The sequence below is a fragment of the Streptomyces sp. NPDC017940 genome (assembly GCF_044328435.1).
Classification (GTDB): Bacteria; Actinomycetota; Actinomycetes; order Streptomycetales; family Streptomycetaceae; genus Streptomyces.
In genome coordinates, this window is the sequence record NZ_JBIRHJ010000002.1 from 184,442 (window position 1) to 204,517 (window position 20,076).

A 20,076-nucleotide genomic window follows, 5' to 3' on the forward strand; every position below is an offset into this window, starting at 1 on the left:
TCCGATCGCCCGCCGAAGGGTTCTCGGGGGCGATCAGAAGCTACCAGCGCTCGAACAATATCGACTAATCGTTCGATCCTAAACGATCGGGTCGACGCTCAGAGCGTGCGGCGCACGCCCGCCTGGCGCTCCAGGTCGCGGAGCTGGACGGCCAGGTCGCCTGCCACGGCGTGGTGGGCGGGACCGCTGCGGCCGATGGGCAGGACCTGCTTGCCGCGCATGTCCTCCAGCATCAGGGCGAACGCCGCGTACATCGCGACGAGCGCCACCACGAGGCCGAGCGCGCCGGAGGTGCGCGTCAGCCATGCGGTGTCGGTGACGCCCGCGAGGCCGGTGGCGGCCCAGCGGGGCAGGGAGACCGCGAGGACGAGCCAGAGCGCGCGCTTGGGCCGGGTCACGGCGGTCATCAGGGCCCCGAAGCAGAGGAGCACCAGGTTGAACACGCCGAGGACCTGGAGGCCGTCGGCAGCGCCGCTCAGCATGATGAGCGAGTAGGGCAGCCAGCTGCCGGCGAACACCGCCATCAGCGTCGCCGCGATCACGTCACGGGCACCGAAGGAGAGGACGCTCACCAGGAGTTGGAGGACGAAGGCGGGCAGCACGGTGAAGGCGACGGCGGCGCGGGCCGACTCGTCGAGGAGCCCGAGCTGGAGGCAGCCCGTCATCACGGAGGCGATGGCTATCGTGAAGAACCCGAGGGGCATGGGTGAGGCGATGGGGTGCAGGTTGATCCGCGTCATCGACCGGAGGTCCGGTTCGTAGCGGCGGCCCTGGGGGGCTTCCGGTGTGGTGGCCCGGGCGTCGCCGCCGTCGTCGGCGGCGGCGGCGGGAGAGGCTTCGGTCATCGGGGGGGATCTCTCTTTCAGTGCTCGAAGCGCGGCCGGCTTCAGTGCTTGAAGCGCGGCCGCGCTTCAGTGGCCGGAGCGCGGCCGGCTTCAGTGCGTGGAGCGCGGCCGGCTTCAGTGCTCGAAGCAGGGGTCGACGAAGGACGGCGTCGTGTCGGGAGCGGAGCCGCGCGCGACGCGCCACCGGCGGTGCCGCTCGGACTCGGCGACGGCCTCGGCCACGAGCGACGCCTGGTGGGCGCCTCCCTGCCCCGCCGGGTGGTCGCCGCCGTACCGGCCCGCCCGGTAGCCGCCGAAGTGGGCCACGGGGCTCCACTCGGGGCTCACCGGCGGGAGCGTCTCGTCGAGTCCCTCGTACTCCGCGGCCGCGTGGACGATGCGGCCGCCGACGACGGTGAGTACGGACTCGATGTCGGGGATGACGTCCTCGGGCACGGTGAGGAAGTCGTCGGAGAGGATCGCGAGGTCGCCGTAGCAGCCCTCCCGCAGGATTCCCTTGACGTCCTGCTCGCCGGTGAGCCGGGCTCCCCCGCGGGTGTAGAGGTCGAGGGCGGTCTCGCGGTCGATCAGGTTCCCCGCCGGGCGCAGCGCCGTGCCGCCGACGGTCCTGCCGGTCACCAGCCAGTGCAGCGCGACCCACGGGTTGTACGAGGAGACGCGGGTGGCGTCGGTTCCTGCCGCGACGGTCAGGCCCCGGTCGAGCATGGCGCGGACGGGCGGGCTGTGCGCCGCGGCCGCGGCGCCGTAGCGGTCGCGGAACGCGGTGCCCTGGAAGGACATGCGGTTCTGGACGGACAGGGCGCCGCCGAGGGCCGCGATCCGGTCCAGGCTGTCGCCGGAGACGGTCTCGGCATGGTCGAAGAGCCAGCGGTTGCCGCCGGGGAAGAGCCCTTCCGCCGCGAGCTTCTCGAAGACGGCCAGGTCGCGGCGGATCGTCTCGTCGTACGTGGCGTGCAGCCGAAAGCCCCAGCCGTTCTCCAGCAGGAGGCGGACCGCCTTCTCGAACTCGGCTTCGTACCCCTTGGCCAGTTCGGGACGGGGTTCGGAGAAGTTCTCGAAGTCGGCGGCCGCCCAGGTGAGGTTCTCGCCCGCGCCGTTCAGCCGGAGCCACTCGTCCCCGTCCCCCGGCGCGACCGTCTCGGTCCAGCGCTTGAGGTCGGCGAGCTCCTGGCCCGCCGTCTGCGGGAACAGGTGGTAGGCGATCCGCAGCGACAGCTCCCCCGCCCGCGCGAGGTCGACGACCGTGGCGTAGTTGTCGGGGAAGTTCTGGAACCCGCCGGCCGCGTCGACCGCGGACGTCAGCCCGAAGCGGTTCAGCTCGCGCAGGAAGTGGCGCGTCGACGTCCGCTTGTCGGCCTCGTCGAGGGCAGGTGCCTTGGCCAGGGTCGAGTACAGGACGAGGGCGCTCGGCGCCGCGAGGAGCACGCCGTTGGGTTCGCCGTCGCGGCCCCGTACGATCTGGCCGCCGCGAGGGTCGGGGGTCTCCCGGGTGAATCCGGCGGCGCGCACCGCGGCCTGGTTCATCATCGCCGACTGGTACAGGTGCAGGACGAACACCGGGGTGTCGGGGGCGGCGGCGTTCAGCTCCGCGACGGTCGGCATCCTGCGCTCGGCGAACTGTTCGGCGGTCCAGCCGCCCACGACGCGGATCCACTGCCCCTTGGGGGTGCGCCCGGCCTGCTCGCGCAGCATGGCGAGGGCGTGGCGGAGGCTGCGTACGCCGTCCCAGCGCAGTTCGAGGACGTAGTTCAGGCCGCCCCTGATGACGTGCAGGTGAGAGTCGTTGAGTCCGGGGATCACCCGGCGGCCGAGGGCGTCGACGACCTTCGTTCCCGGCCCGACGAGGTGGGCGAGGTCGTGGTCGTCACCGAGGGCCGCGACCCGGCCGCCGCGCACCGCGACGGCGCGGGCCCCGGGACGTTCGGGGTCGCCCGTGAACACCTTGGCGTTGCGGACGAGGAGGTCGGCCTGCGCGGCGTCCCGGCGCGGTGCGGGGACGAGGCCCGCGACCGGCATGCTGGTCGAGGGCCCGGTCATGCGAGGGCCTCGCGCAGGGTGTCGGTGGCGAGACCGATGGCCAGTTCGGCGGCCCGCGTCCCGCGCAACGGGTTCAGCATGACGAAGTCGTGGATGGTTCCCTGGACCCGGAGGGCGGTGACGGGCACCCCGGCGGCGCGGAGCTTGGCCGCGTACGCCTCGCCCTCGTCGCGCAGGACGTCGGCCTCGGCGGTGATGATCAGGGCGGGCGGCAGGCCGGTGAGCTGCTCGGTGGTGGCACGCAGCGGCGACGCGGTGATCTGCGCGCGCTCGGACTCCTCGGTCGTGTACTGGTCCCAGAACCACCGCATGGCGTCGCGGCGCAGGAAGTAGCCCTCGGCGAAGCGGTGGTAGGACTCGGTGTCGAAGCTCGCGTCGGTGACCGGGTAGAACAGGACCTGATGGGCGAGGCGGACGTCGCCGCGCTCCTTGGCCATGAGGGTGAGGGCGGCACTCATGTTGCCGCCGACCGAGTCACCCGCGACGGCGATCCGTGTGCCGTCGAGGTCCTTGTGGTGCCCCTCGCGGGCGACCCACTGGGCGACGCTGTAGTTCTGCTCGATCGCGACGGGGTAGCGGGCCTCGGGCGAGAGGTCGTACTCGGGGAAGACGACGGCCGCCCGGGTGCCGACGGCCAGGTCGCGGACGAGCCGGTCGTGGGTGTGGGCGTTGCCGAAGACCCAGCCCGCGCCGTGGAGGTAGAGGACGACGGGGAGCGGTCCCGTGGCACCGCGGGGACGGACTATCCGGGCACGGACGTCGCCGGTCCGACCGCCGCGGACGGTGATCCATTCCTCGTCGACGTCGGGGAGCGGTACGCCTTCGCCGCTCTGGACGGCGTCCACGGCCCCGCGGCCCTCGGCCACGGGGATCTGGTAGAGGAACGGCGGCTGCGCGGTCGCTTCCGCGAAGGCCTGCGCGGCGGGTTCGAGGGTCGGCGGGTTCTGCACGGGGGGCTCTCCATGGGGGAAGGTGTCGTACGTGTCCATCAGCCGCGCACCAGCGGGGTGTCCACGAGATGCTCGGCCAGGAACCACACCTGTGCCTCACCGGTGCGGACGACATCGGAGACGAGCAGGTCGGCGCTGCCCTCGTCGCCCTCGCCGGAGAGCCGGGACGCGGCGCCCCTGGCGTCGATCAGGATCCGCTCGTGCGCGTCGAGGAGCCGCGACAGCATGACGGGCACCGGCTCGACGCCGTCCGGCGCCCGGGGTATCGCCGTCAGCTCCGCGACGTGGCGCGGGTCCCCGACGGCGACGCCACCGAGGCTCTGGACGCGCTCGGCCAGCGCGTCCACGATGGCCAGTTGGGCCTCCGCGTGCTTGTCCAGCATCAGGTGCAGCGAGTAGAAGGTCGCGCCCCGCATGAGCCAGTGGTGCTTCTTGTAGAGGGAGTACAGGATCTGCGTGTCGGCCAGTACGCGGTTCAGGCGCTGGCAGGCGTACATGCGGGTGTCGTGGCCGAGGCCGATCGGCAGTTGCTTGAGGGTGCCGAACGCCTGGGTCTCGGCACCCTTCTGATGCAGCAGCGGCTGACCGCCGCCGTGCGGGGTCGTGAGGGTGTCCATGGGGTGCTCCGGTTCGGGGAGGTCACGGGAGTCGGGAGTCGGGCTTGGGAGCCGGGGCTCGGGAGCAGGGGCTCGGGGCTCGGGAGAGGGGGCGGGGAGGGTCCGGCCGCCCGGTCGGGGGTACGCGGGCGGCCGGACCCGGTCTGCGCGGCTGGTGCTGGACGCCCGCCGGTCAGTGCTCGGTGCTGGGCGCTCGGCGCCCGCCGGTCAGTGCGCGGTGCTCGGTGCCCGGCGGTGAGTGCTCAGCGCCCGGCGGTCAGTGCTCGGCACCCGGCGGTCAGCGCCCGGCACTCACCGGTGCTGTAGGCCGGTGCAGGAGGAGCCGGGTGAGCAGCCCGCTGCCGAGACCGGCCGCGAGGGCGAGGGGCGCCCACCACAGCGGGTACGGCGTGAGACCGAGGACCTCGTCCAGGGAGCGGGCGCCGGGCCCGGTGGCGACAAGCGCCGCGGCGGTGCCGATGAGGACGAGCGGGTACTCGTAGCCGTCGTTCTGCACCCAGAGCCCGTTGCGCCACTTCACGGTCAGGGCGACCGTCATGACCCCGATGACTCCTGTCGCCGCGAGCGGGGTCAGGAGGCCCGCGGCGAGCAGGAGGCCGGAGCCGATCTGGCCACCGCCCGCCGCCAGCGCGGTGAGGGATCCGCCGCGGAAACCGTCGGCACGGAACTCCTCCGTGCCGCCCGCAAGGCCCCTGCCGCCCAGGTGGAAGCTGATTTTCTGCACCCCGTGGCCGGCGACGAGCAGACCCACGAGCAGACGCAGGACCAGAAGGCCGGTGTCCACGAAGGGTCAGCCTGCCGCGTGCGCGCCGATGACGCTCTGCGCGTACACGACGCCCAGACCGTAGGCGCCCGCGTGGGCCTTGACGATCTCCATGACGGCGCCGTACGTCTCCTGGCGCGCCCAGTCGCGCTGGAGTTCGAGGAGTACCTGCACCCAGGTCACCGGGACCGCGCCGACGGCGATCATCCGTTGCAGCGCGTGCTCGTGGGCGGCGGGGCTGACGCCGCCGGAGGCGTCGCTCACGACGTACACCTCGTACCCCTGCTCCAGCGCGGACAGCGCGGGCAGCACGAGGCAGACCTCGGTCCACAGGCCCGACAGGATGATCTTCTTGCGTCCGGTGGCCTTGACCGCCGCGACGAGCGCCTCGTCCTCCCAGGCGTTCATGCTGGTGCGGTCGATGGGCTCCTGCTCGGGGAACACCTCGGCGAGCTGCGGCAGCAGGGGGCCGGAGAAGGACTCGGCGGCGACGGTGGTCAGGACGGCCGGTACGCCGAACGCCCGGGCCGCCTTCGCGAGACCCACGGTGCTGTTGATGATCGCGCTGCGGTCGTCGCTGCCGGTGCCGAAGAACATCTGCGGCTGGTGGTCGACGAAGAGCATGACCGCGTTGTCGGGCGTGAGCAGGTCCGCGCTCGGGGCGGCCTGCACCTTGCTGATGTCGAACATGAGGGTCCTTTCGAAGCGCTCGGCGGTGCGCCCGCCGCCTCCGCGGCTCGGCACCCCGTCAAGCTATGAGCGACCCGCCCGACCGCGTTGACCCACCGCGCCCAGGAGTTGGCACCACAGCGCACAGCCCGGTCACGCCGAACAAGCACCCACCGGGTCCACCGGTCGGGGTGGGGCGGCCGCGAAGCGATCGTCGGCCCGGACCGCTCGCAGCGTGATGCGCGTGACCTTCTGGTCGGCCGTGCTGAACTCGATCGTGGCCAGAGGGTGTCCTCCCGGGGCGATGAGGTACACCGGTGTGTCGTTGACAGTGAGCCTGCAAACGGCCTGGATGCGATCACGGAAGTGCACGGTCTCGTTGGCGATGTCGACAGCGCCCACGACGGTGGTGCGGCCTCCGCGAGGCAGGAGGGCCGCGTCGGCGTCGCGGACGCTGTCGGGTGCGAGCAGCTGGATCATCGTGCGCGTGTCCCCGGTCCGGGCTGCTGCCAGGAAGGCTTCGACGATCCGCTGGTCCGGTCCGCCGCTCTGCTCCGAGGCGTGCTGAGCGGCGTCGTCGAGGCGCCGTCGGGCCCTGCTGGCGTGCTTCTTGGCACTGGCCACCGTCCCACCCAGCACCTGGGCGATCTGGTCGAACGGCACGGAGAACAAGTCATGCAGGACATGCGCGACGCGTTGCGGCGGGGTCAGCCGGCTCAACAGGACCATGAGCGCCCGGGAGACGTCCTCGGTACGCAGGACCGCTTCGTCCGCGGCCAGTTCCGCGGCCGGGACGGCGTCCGCGAGCAGCGGCGTTTCGTTGCGCCGCCGCCGGGCACGCAGCTCGTCCAAGCAGACTCTGGCGGTGACCGTGGTGAGCCAGGCCGACGGGTTCTCGATCGGCGTCGAGGATCCGGCACCCATAACCCGCAACCAAGCCGTCTGTACGGCGTCCTGGGCGTCATGAGCCGAGCCGAGCATGCGGTGGGCAGCCGACAGCAGATGTGGTCGTGCGGTCTCGAATTCTTCGACTGTGATGGGCACGGGTGTCACCTTTTCGGGCCGGCGGACGTCAGGACGGACGGTTCGACCCCTTCCTGTTCGCATCCCGAGGAGATGACGACGTCATGAGCCTACAGATGGTGCGGTTCCGCACCGACAACAACCCACTTGTGGGACTGCCGGACGCCGCTCAGCTGCGTGCGCTGATCCGCCGAGCCGCGGGGGCGCCGGTGCCGCCGGAGCCGTTCGCCGTTGTGGGGTGGTACAGCTCATGAGTTCCGTACTGATCATCGCCACTGTCGGGTGCGTCGTCGCGAACGGGTTCATGGCGATCGCGGACTACGCGCGAGCGCCGTTCGTGCTGGCGAACTCCGCGGAGGTGCGGCTTGCGCCGGCTGCGTTGCCGTACCTGGCGACCCTCAAATTCGCGGGGGCCGCCGGCCTTCTCGCCGGTCTTCTCGGGGTCCACCGGCTGGGCCTGGCGGCCGGAGTCGGCCTGACCGCGTTCTTCATCGGCGCGGTCCTGTGCCACGTCCGCGCACGTGTCTTCCACAACCTCGCCTTCCCAGGCGCCTACCTGCTCCTCGCAGTCGCCAGCACCGGCTTCTTCGTGGGCAAACTGTGACTCATGGCAACGCGCCCCTCTTGTGTGCCGACCCGGACGCTCTGGTCCGTGGAAGACGGTCGGTGTGCTGACGGGCATCGAAACGGTCAAGAAGAACTGCAAGTTCTGATCTTGAGGGAGCACTGATCACCATGCTCGCCAACATCATCGCAACGGCTGTCCTGCTGGCAGAACTGGGCGTCGTGGTCCGCTATCGGTTCGTCCGACGCGGTCAGGAGCGACCTGGGCACTGGCCCCAACTGACCGACGCCCGTTCCGGCCACCTGGCTGTGGCTCTGGCCGCAGCCCTCACCGGCTGGGCTGTCACCGGAGCGGACACGGACGGGGTAACCGTCGTCATCGTGCTCTTCCTCGGGGTGGTCATCCCTGTCGAAGCCGCCGTCGCTGCCACCGTCCTGTGGCGACCCCTCGCCGGCTGGCTCGTCTGCGCGGCAGGAGGGCTCACCGCAGGCGCCGGCAGTAGTTTGTAGAGGGTCTTCTCCCCTCACCGGCCGCCCGTCGGAAACCCTTCTCAGGGGTCCGGCGGGCGGCTGCCTTCTTGTCGGCTTCCCTGCTGCATGGAGTGCGGTACGGAACGCACCGCCGGGACCGGACCTCACCGACCAGCGCGGAGCACCCTGGAAACCTTCCAGCTTACCCGAGCCGGACGGCATCGCAGGGGGAAACGAAAGTCCGGCAGCCTCCCCACGACGCTCCCTTGACTCGCATAACTGATGAATTATCACGCCTTTAAACTCGAAATATGACGCATCCCGCCACCCGTTTGCCGCACATCCTCGGCCCGCCAGACACGTTGGACGAAATATGTCGAGAGCAGGTACTGGAGTCAGTCAGGAAGTTTCCCGTTCCGAGTCAATTACCGGCGTCACACGGGCCGTTCGCATGGGTCTCTGGACCTACACACCGGCCGCGCAGGATGCCGACGCGACACTGAACGACACAGCACGGCGCGTTGATCTGCGTCATTGCGCAGCGCTCCTCGAAGATCTGCTGGCAGAACTGCGGCGCATCGAGAGCTGTTGGGCAAGCCCCACGAGCACCCCCGAGGGACGCGGAAGCCACGAGGACCGCAGGCAGCCTCATCATGCGTGAGGCCCGTGGCCGCCACAGCCGTCCCCGGCCGGGCACCGACGCCGGCCCTTTCATCGGCGGACAGACGGCGACGGACCGCTCCCTGCCACCGCTCGACCAGCTGGAGGTCCACTGGGATCCCACGGAGGAACTCGCCCACCTACTGCACGCGGGCGGCACGCACAATATCGCCGCCCGCGGCCCGATGGCCGCGGAGGACACCGAGCAGCCGGTCACCGCCACGAGCGACGGCTCATTGGCCGGCCTGGTCGAGATCACCGCCGAACTGCCGCCTCTGCGGACCCCTCCGCAGCGCCGGCGCAGGCACCGCGCCCGTGCACGTTCCCGCGGGCACATGGCCGCTCCGGCACGCACGGTGAGCTTCTTCCTCGCCGCGCTCGCCACCGTGGTCGTGTCCATGGTGTGCGTGTTCTGCGGCATCGTCAGCTACAACTCCCTGAAGCACCTGGCCAGATACCACACCGCCGGCAAGGCCGTCGGATGGTGGCCGCTGCTGGTGTACGGGCCCTGGACGGCTGCCTCCCTGTCCATCCTGCGCGCCGCCCTGCACCAGCGCCGGGCGGCACACTCCTGGACAGTCGTCCTGCTGTTCTCCACCTTGGCCCTCATGTTGTCCGTGGCGCAGGCACCCCACACGGCAGCCAACGCGGTCGCCGCGGCCCTCCCCTCCCTGGCCGCGCTCGCCTGCTTCCAGCAACTCGTCCGGCAGATCACCCTCACCCGCCCACCGCGCCAGTCGACACCACGCCACCGCAACCGTCCCCCGAAAGGCCGGACATAGGCCGACACCCCGCGACGCTCCGCCGGTCCGGCTGCCCTCCGCCCCCGGCGCCACACAGGTCGACGCGGACTTCGCTCGGCTCTGTCGTCCGCGCCGGTGCGAACCGCGTCGATCCGGCGGCCGGGCCATTTCCGGCCAACTCCCGCTCCCGGCGAAGCGGGCCCCCGCGAGGGCTCCCTGTGAGGTGGAGCCCTTGTGAGGCGGGCTCCCGGCAAGGCGAATAGCGACTGATAACAGCCATGCTCAATCAATACCCGGCTGATTCGCAAGCGCTTGTTCGCCTTCGCCGCGCATTACCGTGCCCGCGCGGGTTACGAGGGCCTGTGCGGGTTACGAGGAACCGCGTGGGTTACGAGGACCTGTGCGGGGTAACGGGGAAAGCCCGCCGACCAGCCAAGACCGGGGTAAGCCGCATACCGCCGCAGGGCGGTAAAGCGCTGTTCGCGGAGTTCACCGACCACCTGGCCAAACAGTTGGCAGGTAGGACAGGATATCGTTCGCGGGCGGCCGCCAACCGGATCGTTCTTGCTGCGTGTTGGCTGAGAGCGGGTGCCGTCGGATGTGCACGGCGATCGAGAGGAAGCCAGGAAGTGCTGATGAGCGCGGTGAGACAGATCGGGCCCCCGATCGGGCCCCGATGCGCCCACTGGCTCGGCTCGTCCGCGGCTTCCTCCCTCCGGCCGATCCCCGGGACCGCACGCCACCCCGTGCCGTGGTCCTCGTAGTCGGCGTAGTCGGCGCCCCTCCGCACTCGACGGTTCTCCCCCACCGGGCGGCGCATCCGTTCCGGCCGCCGCCCGGGACCGCCCGGGTGCCCTCGTGGCCGCCGTCGGGCCCATCGGACCCGTCGGGTCGATCGGTCCCACCGGACCCACCGGACCCACCGGACCCACGCTCCGCCGCCCGCAGTCGGCTCCCCATAGACACCCGTAAGAGGACGTGATGACAGACCTGATACAGGCCACCTCGGTGGTCCCCTCAGTTCTGGCCCTGGCCGCCGGCGGCACGGCCTGGCGGTTCTGGGGCCAGTACCGTCGCGAGCGCCGTACCGGGGACCGCCTCCGTGCGCAGGCCGCCGAGCTGACCGGGCGCCAGCACGCCACCGAGGACGTGCTGGGGCAACTCGCCACGGGGGTCATACCCGGGCTCGGGATCGAGGCGGAGCGCCTCGGCACCGGCCGTGGCGTCGACATCGAACTGCCCGAGCCGCTGGTGAACACGGCCCTCGCGCAGCGGCTCGCGGAGCTGGCCAACTCCGCCGCGCACACGGTGCGCAAGGTGCAGTACGACGCGCAGAGCAGCACCAGTGCCCAGATCGCCGAGGCGCGGCAGTCCGCGCAGGAGTCGAGCCGGGCCGCGGTGCGTGCCGTCTCCTCCGCCATGGTGGGCATGGCGTCGAAGCTGAGCCAGCGGGTCAGTCAGGGTGTGCGGCAGCACGAGGGCGACGAGGCGTACGAGACGCTCGTCGGCATCGACCACCCCACGCAGCAGATGCTGCTCGTCGCCCAGAACTACGTGGTCCTGTCGGGGGGCAAGCTGTCGCGCCGGTGGCCGGCCACCCCGATGACCGATGTGGTGCGGGCCGCGATGGGCAGCATCGAGGAGTTCGAGCGGGTCGAGCACCAGGAGCTCGACGTCGCGGTGACGAGCCGGGCGGTCGGGCCCGTCGTCCACGCGCTCGCGGTGCTCATGGACAACGCGGTCCGCTACTCGCCCTCCACGGCCCGGGTGCACGTGGCCTTCCAGGAAGGGCACCACGGAGTCTCGGTCATCGTCGACGACGCCGGTCTGCGCATGAACGACGAGCAGCTGACCTGGGCCAGGGCGATCCTGACGGGGGCCAGGCGCGACGACGTCAACCAGCTCGGCGCGCACCCGCAGACGGGTCTGCGGGCGGCCGCGGCCCTCGCCAACGACTACGGGTTCCGGATAGACGTGGAGGCACCCAACCCCTTCGGCGGCACCCGCGTCTACATGTTCATCCCCCGGAGCCTGCTGACCGTCGCGACCGCGCCCAAACCGAGGCCCGCGCACGCCGCCGCCCCGTCCGCTCCCGCCCCATCGGCTCCCGTCCCGTCGCCCGCCGCAGCACAGGCCAGGCCACTCGCCGAGCCCGCCGCAGCACCGGCCAGGCCACTCGCCGAGCCCGCCACCGCGCCGGCGACCGAGCCCCCCGCCACACCCCGCACCACCGCCAGCGGACTGACCGTGCGGACGCGGACGCGGGCCAAGGCCCCCGCTACCGAGCACCCGGCCCCCTCCCGGGCCGCAGCGGACCAGCCGGCCCCGGCCCCGGGCCGTCCCGCCATCGCCGCCGCCTGGGCGCAGGGCACGCGGAGCGCGCGTACCCAGGACCCGTACACCACCACGCACGAAGGAGCCCAACCGTGACCACCGGCAATGAACTCGGCTGGCTGCTGGACCGTTCGCTTGGGTCCCTGGAAGGTGTCAGGCACGCGGTCCTGATGAGCTCCGACGGCCTGCTGCACTCCCGTACGTCCGACATCGGGCAGGACGAGGCGGAGAAGTTCGCCGCGATCACCGCCGCGGTGCGGGCGGCCGCGCTCGCGTACGACGAGGAGACCGGCGGCGGTGGCACCCGGCAGGCGCTGATCGAGCTGACCAACCACGTGGGCCTCATCACCCAGGCCGGCGGCAACACCATGCTGTCGGTGCAGACCACGGGACCGGACGCCGACATCGGCCTGATCACCCATCACATGCTGGAGCTCGCCCAGCGCGTCGGACACGAGATGAAGGTCGCGCCGCGGGGGCCTTCCGTCGAAGGCCTCCCGACGACGTGAGCGGGCCGCGGCGGGACCCGGACCTGGTCAGGCCCTACGTCCGTACCGACGGGCGGGTTCGTGCCCATCCGGATGTGCGCCTGGAGACCGTGGTGCTCGCCGCGAGCGGCCCGAGTACGGGCCTGAGTGCGGACGCGCGCCGGGTCATGGGCCTGTTCGACCGGGCCGGGGGCGGCGGTCTCGCGGTCGCGGACATCGCGGCCGCCCTGGAGTTCCCTCCCTCCGCCGTCCGCATCATCGTCTCCTCCCTCATCGACGAGGGCCTGTTGACCCGACCGGTCGCCGCCGGTGCCGACCGACCCGAAACCGATCTGCTCCAGGAGGTACTGCGTGGTCTCCGCGCCCTCGTCTGACGGCCTCATCTACGTGCCCCCCGGCGTGACCCGCTCCGCGAAGATCGTGATCTCGGGAAGTTTCGGCGTCGGCAAGACGACCTTCGTCGGCAGCGTGTCCCAGATCCCGCCGCTGCGCATGGAGGAGCAGATCACGCAGGCCAGCGCCGGAGTGGACGACCTGGCGCGGACACCGCGGAAGACCACCACGACGGTCGGTCTCGACTTCGGGCGGCTGCACCTGAGCGACGCCCTCGTCCTGTACCTGTTCGGCACCCCCGGCCAGGACCGCTTCCGCCCGCTGTGGGCCGGGCTCACCGAGGGGGCACTCGGGGCGCTCGTCCTCGTCGACACCCGCAATCTGGATGCCTCCTTCGAGATCCTCGCCCTGCACGAGGCGCAGGGCACGCCCTACGCCGTGGCGGTCAATCTGTTCGACGGCGCCCCGTACTACCCGTTGGACGAGATCCGTCAGGCCCTGGACCTGGATCCGCACACCCCGCTGACGACGTGCGACGCGCGCGAGGGCAACTCCGGTGTCATGGCCCTGATAACCCTTTGCGAGTACCTGTCCCACCTGCACGCACCCGCCCTGGAGCCGCGCCCGTGACAAGTCCGACCACGACCCATGACGCCCCGGTGCACCGGGTCGCCCTGTACGACGCCGCGTTCGCGGCCGATCCGCACACGGCGTACGAGCGGATGCGGGCCGCGTTCGGACCGTTCGTACCGGTGGACCTCGTCCCCGGGGTCCCCGCGACCCTCGTCGTCGGCTACACCCAGGCCCGGCGGATCCTCAACGACCCGCTGCGCTTCCCGGCCGACCCGCGGGTGTGGGAGCAGTCCGTTCCGCAGAGCTGCCCGGTCCGCCCCATGATGGAGAGCCGCCCCAACGCGCTGCGGTCCACCGGCGTGGCGCACACCCGCTACCGGTCGGCGAACACCGCCGCGATCGACGCCGTCGACCAGCACCGGCTGCGCTCCTTGGTCGAGCAGGTCGCCGATGCCACCATCGACGAGTTCCGTGCGGCCGAGGGCGCGGACCTGCTGGTCCAGTACGCCTGGCCCATCGCCTTCCGGGTCCTGAGCACCCTGCTCGGCTGCCCCGACGAGATCGGCCGCCGGATCGCCGACGGCATGGCCAAGATCTTCGAAGGCGTGGACGCTGCCAGCGGCAACGAGATCCTTTCGGGGGCCGTCGCCGATCTGGTGGCGCTGCGCCGCAGGCGGCCCGGCGACGACATCACCTCCCGGCTCCTCGCGCACGCCGCGCAGCTCGACGACGTGGAGATGGCCCATCAGCTCGTCACGCTCTACGGCGCCGGCATCGAGCCGCTGACCAACCTGATCTCCAACACCGTCCTCAAGATCCTCACCGACGACCAGTTCTCCGGAGACCTGCACGCCGGTGGCTCCTCGGTCCGCGAGGCCCTCGACACGGTCCTCTACACCGACCCGCCCCTCGCGAACTACTGCATCAGCTATCCGCCCCACCCCGTCGACGTCGACGGGTTCCTGCTGCCCGCGCACCAGCCCGTGGTCATCTCGATGGCCGCGTGCAACAACGATCCCGTCCTCGGGGAGCAGCGCGTCGCCAGCAATCGCGCGCACCTCTCCTGGAGCACGGGCCCGCACGCCTGCCCGGCACGCCCGCACGCCTATCTCATCGCCGAGACGGCCATCACCCACCTCCTGGACGCGCTGCCCGAGATGGATCTCGCCGCCGCACCGGACGCGTTGATCTGGCGCCCCGGCCCCTTCCACCGGGCCCTCGCCGCGCTGCCCGTCGTGTTCCCCGTCGCTCCCGCCGCCTCCCCCGCCGTCACCACAGCCTGAAGGGATTTCCGCCATGGTCTCGCCCACGGACCCGATCACGCTCGACCCCACCGGGGCCCGCGCCCACGACGAGCACCGGGAGCTGCGGAAGCACGGCAGCGCGGTCCCTGTCGACGTCCTCGGCGTGACCGCCTGGTCCGTGTCCGATCCCGCGCTCCTCAAGGAGTTGCTGACCAGCGCGAACGTCTCCAAGGACGCGCGCGCCCACTGGCCGCGGTTCGAGGAGACGGTGCGGCGCTGGCCGCTCGCCCTGTGGATCGCGGTGGAGAACATGTTCACCGCCTACGGGGGCGACCACCGGCGGCTGCGCCGCATGGTCGCCCCCGCCTTCAGCCACCGCCGCGTCACCGCGCTCCAGCGGAACATCGACGCCGTCGTCACCGGCATCCTCGACGAACTCGCCGCCCTGCCCCCCGGTGAGACGGTGGACCTGCGCGAACGCCTCGCCTACCCGCTGCCGATCGCGGTCATCGGCGACCTCATGGGCGTACCCGCCGACCAGCGCGACGCCTTCCGCCAGGTCGTGGACGGCGTGTTCGACACCACCCTCACCGCCGAGCAGTCCGAGGCCAACACCGCGGCGCTGTACGGGGCGTTGCAGAGGCTCATCGACTCCAAGCGCGCCGAGCCGGGCGACGACATGACGTCCCTCCTGATCGCGTCGCGCGACACGGACGAGGAGGGCGGCCTGTCGCAGGACGAGCTGCGCGACACCCTGCTCCTCATGGTCAGTGCCGGGTACGAGACCACGGTGAACGTCATCGACCAGGCGATCACCCAACTGCTCACCCACCCCGACCAGCTCGCCCTGCTGCGGACGGGCAGGGCCGACTGGAACGACGCCGTCGAGGAGACCCTCCGCCTCGAGCCCGCCATCCGTCACCTGCCCCTGCGGTACGCCGTGACCGACGTGCCCCTGCCCGACGGCCGGACCATCGCCGAGGGCGAGGCGATCCTCGCCTCCTACGCGGCGGCCAACCGGCACCCCGCCCTGCACGGCGACAGCGCGGACACCTTCGACATCGGCCGCCCGGTCAAGGAGCACCTGGCCTTCGGTCACGGAGTCCACTTCTGCCTCGGCGCCCCGCTGGCGCGCATGGAGGTCGCCACGGCTCTGCGGCTGCTCTTCGAGCGCTTCCCCGATCTGGAACTCGCCGTGCCGGTGACGGAGTTGCAGCCGCTCGGCTCGCTGATCAGCAACGGCCACCAGACGCTTCCTGTCCGGCTGCGCCGCCCCGCCTGACCCGTCCCGCGCCCCCTCCCGGTCAGACGGTGCTGGACGGGTGGGCCGCCGTGGCGGAGCGGGGCGGCCACGCGCGGGGGGGGGCCAGGATGCCGAGGACGTAGGCGCGGGCGACGAGGGCCGGGCGGGTCGCCGCGCCCAGGAGGTGCCGCGGGCGGCTGAGGTGGTAGTCGACCGTCTGCCGTGACAGCTTCAGCGAGGTGGCGATGTCGCCGTTGCTGCTGCCCTCCGCGAGGAGGGAGAGGATGCGGATCTGAGCGGCGGTGAGCGACGGATGGGCCTCGTGGGCGAGGCTCTGGTGGGTGACGACGGCCCAGACGTGCCGGGCCCGGGCGGCGGAGTGGCCGATCGTCGTCGGGTGGAGCTGCGCGCGGCGCTGTAGTCCGCGGGCGTCCACGAGCACCGCGGATGTTTCGAGACGTCTGGTGCGGCGGGCTATCAGGCCGTTCCAGCGGCGGTGCAGCAGCCCGAGGCCGGGTTCGGGGGCGAGCAGGGTGTGCGCGCGGCGGCCGACCAGGTCGTGCACGCCGACCCGGAACAGGGTGGCCGCCGCCGCGCTCGCCTCCATCACGCGGCCGTTCGCCGAGAGCAGCGCGCAGGGCAGGCCGCTGTGGTCGGCGCAGGGCCTGTAGGTTCTCCTCGGCCTCCTGCCGCCGCACCGTGGCGCGCAGTTGGTCCGTGACGTCGACGTAGATCCCGGCGACGCAGGTCCGTCCGTTCTCCCGCACGGGGAAGCGGTGGCCCACCGCCCGGCCCGCGCCGCCGTCACGGCTGCGGTAGCGGAGGGTGTGCCGCACCGGCGTACCCCGCCTGATGACCTCCTGGTCAAGGACGCGGAACCGGTCGGCTTCGGTTGGCGCGGCCTTCTCCGCGCCCGCAGGGCCGCACGGCCGCCTGGTGGTGCGCTCCTCGTCCAACGCCGAGGACCTCCCGGGGTTCTCCGCGGCGGGCGTCCACGACTCCGTCACCACCGTCCACGGCACCGGCGAACTCCTGGAGGCCGTAGGCCAGGTGTGGGCGTCGCTGCTCTCGCCCCGCAGCGTGCGCCTGCGCCACGAGGCCGGCATCTCCCTGGACGACACCTACATGGGCGTCATCGTCCAGGAGTACGTGCCCGCCGACCTCGGCGGTGTCCTCGTGACCTGCGACCCGACCCGCCGCGGCGACTTCCGCAACGTCTACCTCAACTGTTCCCCCGGCTCCCCGGAGCAGGTGGTCGACGGCTCGGTCCTGCCGCAGCAGTACCTGTACAACACCGTCGAGGGCGGCGGCCGCACCGTCGCCCTCGGCTCCTGGGGCGCCGGGCTCACCGCCGCCACCCGCGCCCGGCTCGCCGACCTGTCCCTGACGGGACGTCTCCTGCAAGCGCACTTCAGCGCGCCCGACGTGGACAGGCCGCTGGACATCGAGTGGCTGATGACCGACCGGGGCGACTTCCGGCTCGTACAGATCCGCCCGTACGCGCTGTGAGGGCGCCCTCCGGCAAGGCGGCACCCGCCGGCCTGACGGACACGGCCCGCCGCGTCATCCACCTCAACTACGGCTTCCAGCTGCTGTTCAACCTGCTGTGGTGGATGCCGGTGTTCTACGCCTACCAGAAGGCGGCCGGGTTCTCGGACGGACAGATCTTCGGCATCCAGAGCGTCTACTACGTGGCGTTCTGCCTGTTCGAGATCCCGACCGGTCTGATCGCCGACCGGATCGGCACCCGCAACTGCCTGCGCGCGGGAGCGGTGGTCATGACGGCGGCGAACCTGGTCCCGGTGGTCAGCGCCTCCTACACCGGCTTCCTCGTCCACTTCCTCGCCATCGCCGCGGGCCGGCCCCTCACCTCGGGAGCGGCAAGCGCCTATCTGTACGACGGTCTGCGCGCCGAGGGGTGCGACGAGCACTATCTGAGGGCGGAGGGCACCGCCCGGGCCCTCGGGCTCGTCGCGAAGGTCGTGTGCCGGCCGCTGGTCGGGCCCCTGATGGCGGTGGCGCACCCGACTCCGTACCTGCTCAGCGCCGCCGGCGCGGCGGGCTCCCTCGTCTGCGCCGTGGCGCTGCCCCGCCTCGCGGGGGTCGACGGCGGTACGGGGGGCGGTGGTGCGGCGGGCGGCCGTGCGGGGAAGGCGGACGGCGGGCGCGGCGGGCGCGGTGCCTTCCTGCGGGACGCGGGCGCCGCGCTGCGCTGTGTCGCCTCCTCGCGGTGGCTGGCCCTGGTGATGGTGCAGGGCGTGGCGGTCTTCACGCTCTCCCGGATCTGTCAGGTCGACCTCTTCCAGCCGATCCTCATCGACCACGGCATCGCGGAGGCCTCGCACGGCGGTGTGATGGCGGCGATGACGGTGGCGGAGGCGGTGGCGTCGGCCCGCCCGCGGTGGCTGAGCCGCCGCCTGCCGCCGGTCGCCTGGGTCTCGGTCCTCAGCCTCGCGCTCGCGGGCAGCCTCGCGGCCATGGCGCTCGGCGGGCCGTGGGCCGTCGTCGCGCTGCTCTGCCTGTTCGCCGCCGCGACCGGCTTCGCGTACCCCGTGCAGCGCAAGCTGGTGAACGACGCCGTGCCCGCGCACGCCCCGCGTGCCACGCTGCTGTCGGTCGAGAGCATCGTGGACCGCGCGGTGTGCGCGCTGGCCGCGGGCGCCCATCTCGCCGCGGGGCGCCTGGACGCCCTGCTGTGGCACAGCGCGCTCGCCACGGCGGTGCTGCTCGGGGTCTTCCAACTGCTGCTGCGCAGCGGGGTGGTCAAGCGGGAGACCGCCGGTCGAGGAGTTCGACGAGGCGGACCGGCAGGAACGCGGGCCGGTGCGGTCGGCCGACCTGGTACGGCACGAAGCCGACCTCGGAAGCCGCTCTGACCTCCTCAGCCGTCTCCGCCTGATGGACGACCAGGCAGCGGCCCGAACCGGCCTTCGCCCGCTGCCACAGGGTAGGGGCCGGTTTGCGCTCCGCCTCGGTGCGCGGGGTGAGGACGCGGCCGCCGAAGTCCTCCCAGGGGAAGGGCGTGGAGCCCCGCCAGGTCGCGTCGACCTCCTGCCGCAGCCTTGCGGCGCGCTCGGCGTCGGTCGCGCCCCAGGAGGACGGCACGTTGGTGATCAGGCCGACCGGTACGCGGCGTTCACGCAGGGCCCGCAGGTAGGCGGCCGCGCCGGGCTGGTAGCCGGTGGTGCCGTCGGCCGCGGTGTGCACCAGGGTCTCGCCCAGGTCGAAGTACACGATGGGGCAGGCACGCGCGGGCGCGACGGCCGCCGTTCCCGTGCCCCCGCCCGCGACTTCGGGCGCCGCGGCGCTCGCCGTGGCGCAGAGCGCGGCCGAGAGCAGGGCCGCGCCGAGGGCGAGACCCGCCCGCGCGGAGCCCTTGGAGACGGAGCTGTCCATACGTCGTCGCCCTTCCCTCGCACACATCGGTCCCTCGCGCTCTACCCCCGCGCACCGGGCGTCACTCGGGTCCCCCGGCCTTCCTCGGGTGACGCGCGCGTGCTCAGCCGTCGTCGGACAGGGCACGGTGCAGGAGAGGGAGCAAGCGGTCCCAGTGGCGCTGGAGTCCGGTCGGGCTGAAGGCGTCGGTGTCGGGCATGGTGAAGCCGTGGACGGTGTCGGGGTAGACCTCCGTCGTGGAGTCGACGCCCGCGGCATCCAGCGCCTTGTCGAACGCGACGACGGCCTCCTGCGTCATGTCGCCCACGGCGAGGCCGAGATGGACCTCGGCGGTCAGCTCGGGGACGAGGAGGTGCGGGCTGTCGGGCGCTTCGGAGACCAGTTGCCCGGGGTGGAACCCGGCGACGGCGGCCACCCGGTCGGGGTGGGCCGTCGCGGTGCGCACCGCCAGGACGGCACCGACGCAGTAGCCGACCGTGCCCACCGCTCCGGCGCCGACCTCGGGCTGGGCGCAGAGGAACCGGAGGTAGGCGTCGGCGTCGCTCAGGACGCGCTCGGTGGTGTGCTCCTCGATCAGCGGTACCAGCCGGGCGAAGAGCCCGGGGCGGGACTCCGCGTCGATGTGCGCGGGAAGTTCGACGACCGGCGCCGGGCCGTGCCGGTACAGGACGTTCGGTACGAGGACGTAGTACCCGTGCCCGGCCAGTTCGCGGGCCCTGTCCTCGACGACGGGCCGCACGCCGAAGGCGTCCGGGTAGAGCAGCACCCCGGGGTGCCGGCCGCCGCCTTCGGGGAACGCGGCGAACGCGTCGGCCTGTCCGTCCGGGGTGGGGATCCGCACTGTCTTGGTGGGCATGGTGGACCTCCAATGATCAACTCGAAAGTCCCGAGGCTACTCGACCGCCGGGCAGAGGCGTCCGGTTACTCCCTGGGGCTCCCGGCACCCCTTCAGGAACAGCGGGTGGGGCGCGCACGCGGCCCGCTGCGGGGGCTGGCCCCACCACGGATCGGGCGGTCAGCAGGATCGTCCCGGATGATCACTTCCGGAAACGTGGAGCTCGACAGCACCCAGCGTCGGTTCTTCGTTCCGTAGGAGTCAGCACGTGCGTGAGCAGGCAAGGCA

21 protein-coding genes and 1 pseudogene are annotated in these 20,076 nt (G+C 72.0%); 12 read left to right on the forward strand and 10 right to left on the reverse strand.

Features of this window, described 5'->3' with window-relative positions; all coding sequences use genetic code 11:
• Window positions 1-98: 98 nt before the first annotated feature.
• The 7 genes from ACH4DX_RS06920 to ACH4DX_RS06950 form a co-directional block, all read right to left on the reverse strand.
• Window positions 99-845, reverse strand: coding sequence for a GPR1/FUN34/YaaH family transporter (locus ACH4DX_RS06920; RefSeq protein WP_398154304.1), 747 nt, complete (start codon window positions 843-845; stop codon window positions 99-101).
• 114 nt (window positions 846-959) lie between these two features.
• A complete protein-coding gene (locus tag ACH4DX_RS06925; protein WP_398154305.1) occupies window positions 960-2,882 on the reverse strand; it encodes an amidohydrolase in 1,923 nt (640 codons plus the stop codon).
• Window positions 2,879-3,832, reverse strand: a complete 954-nt coding sequence (locus ACH4DX_RS06930; RefSeq protein WP_398154306.1) for an alpha/beta hydrolase — start codon at window positions 3,830-3,832, stop codon at window positions 2,879-2,881. Before ACH4DX_RS06930 ends, ACH4DX_RS06925 begins: the two co-directional genes overlap by 4 nt.
• 38 nt (window positions 3,833-3,870) lie before the next feature.
• Entirely contained in the window at window positions 3,871-4,449 is a 579-nt protein-coding gene (locus ACH4DX_RS06935; protein ID WP_398114139.1) for a Dps family protein, read from the reverse strand.
• Between the two features lie 277 nt (window positions 4,450-4,726).
• Complete coding sequence (locus tag ACH4DX_RS06940; protein WP_398114140.1) at window positions 4,727-5,233, reverse strand: DoxX family protein; 507 nt, start codon at window positions 5,231-5,233, stop codon at window positions 4,727-4,729.
• Between the two features lie 6 nt (window positions 5,234-5,239).
• Window positions 5,240-5,902, reverse strand: coding sequence for a hydrolase (locus ACH4DX_RS06945; protein ID WP_398154742.1), 663 nt, complete (start codon window positions 5,900-5,902; stop codon window positions 5,240-5,242).
• 132 nt (window positions 5,903-6,034) lie between these two features.
• Entirely contained in the window at window positions 6,035-6,925 is an 891-nt protein-coding gene (locus ACH4DX_RS06950; RefSeq protein ID WP_398154307.1) for a sigma-70 family RNA polymerase sigma factor, read from the reverse strand.
• Between the two features lie 83 nt (window positions 6,926-7,008).
• Here ACH4DX_RS06950 and ACH4DX_RS06955 point away from each other — a divergent pair, with 83 nt between their 5' ends.
• The 10 genes from ACH4DX_RS06955 to ACH4DX_RS07000 all read left to right on the forward strand — a co-directional run bounded on the left by ACH4DX_RS06955 (window position 7,009) and on the right by ACH4DX_RS07000 (window position 15,596).
• Complete coding sequence (locus tag ACH4DX_RS06955) at window positions 7,009-7,158, forward strand: hypothetical protein (RefSeq protein WP_398154308.1); 150 nt, start codon at window positions 7,009-7,011, stop codon at window positions 7,156-7,158.
• Window positions 7,155-7,508, forward strand: coding sequence for a DoxX family protein (locus ACH4DX_RS06960; RefSeq protein ID WP_398154309.1), 354 nt, complete (start codon window positions 7,155-7,157; stop codon window positions 7,506-7,508). The genes ACH4DX_RS06955 and ACH4DX_RS06960 overlap by 4 nt, the downstream gene beginning before the upstream one ends.
• 131 nt (window positions 7,509-7,639) lie before the next feature.
• On the forward strand, window positions 7,640-7,978 hold the full coding sequence (locus ACH4DX_RS06965) for a hypothetical protein (RefSeq protein ID WP_398154310.1): 339 nt from the start codon (window positions 7,640-7,642) through the stop codon (window positions 7,976-7,978).
• Between the two features lie 614 nt (window positions 7,979-8,592).
• Complete coding sequence (locus ACH4DX_RS06970; protein WP_398154311.1) at window positions 8,593-9,381, forward strand: DUF2637 domain-containing protein; 789 nt, start codon at window positions 8,593-8,595, stop codon at window positions 9,379-9,381.
• 942 nt (window positions 9,382-10,323) lie between these two features.
• Entirely contained in the window at window positions 10,324-11,772 is a 1,449-nt protein-coding gene (locus ACH4DX_RS06975; protein ID WP_398154312.1) for an ATP-binding protein, read from the forward strand.
• Window positions 11,769-12,185: a roadblock/LC7 domain-containing protein gene (locus ACH4DX_RS06980; RefSeq protein WP_398114152.1), complete on the forward strand. Its 417-nt coding sequence runs from the start codon at window positions 11,769-11,771 to the stop codon at window positions 12,183-12,185. Before ACH4DX_RS06975 ends, ACH4DX_RS06980 begins: the two co-directional genes overlap by 4 nt.
• Window positions 12,182-12,538: a DUF742 domain-containing protein gene (locus ACH4DX_RS06985; protein ID WP_398114154.1), complete on the forward strand. Its 357-nt coding sequence runs from the start codon at window positions 12,182-12,184 to the stop codon at window positions 12,536-12,538. Before ACH4DX_RS06980 ends, ACH4DX_RS06985 begins: the two co-directional genes overlap by 4 nt.
• Complete coding sequence (locus tag ACH4DX_RS06990; RefSeq protein ID WP_398114156.1) at window positions 12,516-13,127, forward strand: GTP-binding protein; 612 nt, start codon at window positions 12,516-12,518, stop codon at window positions 13,125-13,127. The genes ACH4DX_RS06985 and ACH4DX_RS06990 overlap by 23 nt, the downstream gene beginning before the upstream one ends.
• On the forward strand, window positions 13,124-14,353 hold the full coding sequence (locus ACH4DX_RS06995; RefSeq protein ID WP_398114158.1) for a cytochrome P450: 1,230 nt from the start codon (window positions 13,124-13,126) through the stop codon (window positions 14,351-14,353). Before ACH4DX_RS06990 ends, ACH4DX_RS06995 begins: the two co-directional genes overlap by 4 nt.
• 13 nt (window positions 14,354-14,366) lie before the next feature.
• On the forward strand, window positions 14,367-15,596 hold the full coding sequence (locus tag ACH4DX_RS07000; RefSeq protein WP_398154313.1) for a cytochrome P450: 1,230 nt from the start codon (window positions 14,367-14,369) through the stop codon (window positions 15,594-15,596).
• 22 nt (window positions 15,597-15,618) lie between these two features.
• Here ACH4DX_RS07000 and ACH4DX_RS07005 read toward each other — a convergent pair whose 3' ends face one another.
• Window positions 15,619-16,164: a LuxR C-terminal-related transcriptional regulator gene (locus ACH4DX_RS07005; protein WP_398154743.1), complete on the reverse strand. Its 546-nt coding sequence runs from the start codon at window positions 16,162-16,164 to the stop codon at window positions 15,619-15,621.
• Between the two features lie 317 nt (window positions 16,165-16,481).
• Between ACH4DX_RS07005 and ACH4DX_RS07010 the strand changes: the two are divergent.
• A pseudogene (locus ACH4DX_RS07010) lies at window positions 16,482-17,066 on the forward strand (PEP/pyruvate-binding domain-containing protein); the annotation flags it as partial.
• Window positions 17,063-18,433, forward strand: a complete 1,371-nt coding sequence (locus tag ACH4DX_RS07015) for an MFS transporter (RefSeq protein WP_398154314.1) — start codon at window positions 17,063-17,065, stop codon at window positions 18,431-18,433. The pseudogene ACH4DX_RS07010 and the gene ACH4DX_RS07015, both read left to right, overlap by 4 nt.
• Here the strand turns inward: ACH4DX_RS07015 and ACH4DX_RS07020 are convergent.
• Both ACH4DX_RS07020 and ACH4DX_RS07025 read right to left on the reverse strand, forming a co-directional pair.
• Window positions 18,321-18,953, reverse strand: a complete 633-nt coding sequence (locus ACH4DX_RS07020) for a hypothetical protein (RefSeq protein WP_398154315.1) — start codon at window positions 18,951-18,953, stop codon at window positions 18,321-18,323. The genes ACH4DX_RS07015 and ACH4DX_RS07020 overlap by 113 nt on opposite strands.
• A gap of 103 nt (window positions 18,954-19,056) precedes the next feature.
• Complete coding sequence (locus ACH4DX_RS07025) at window positions 19,057-19,809, reverse strand: dienelactone hydrolase family protein (protein ID WP_398154316.1); 753 nt, start codon at window positions 19,807-19,809, stop codon at window positions 19,057-19,059.
• Window positions 19,810-20,076: the final 267 nt, after the last annotated feature.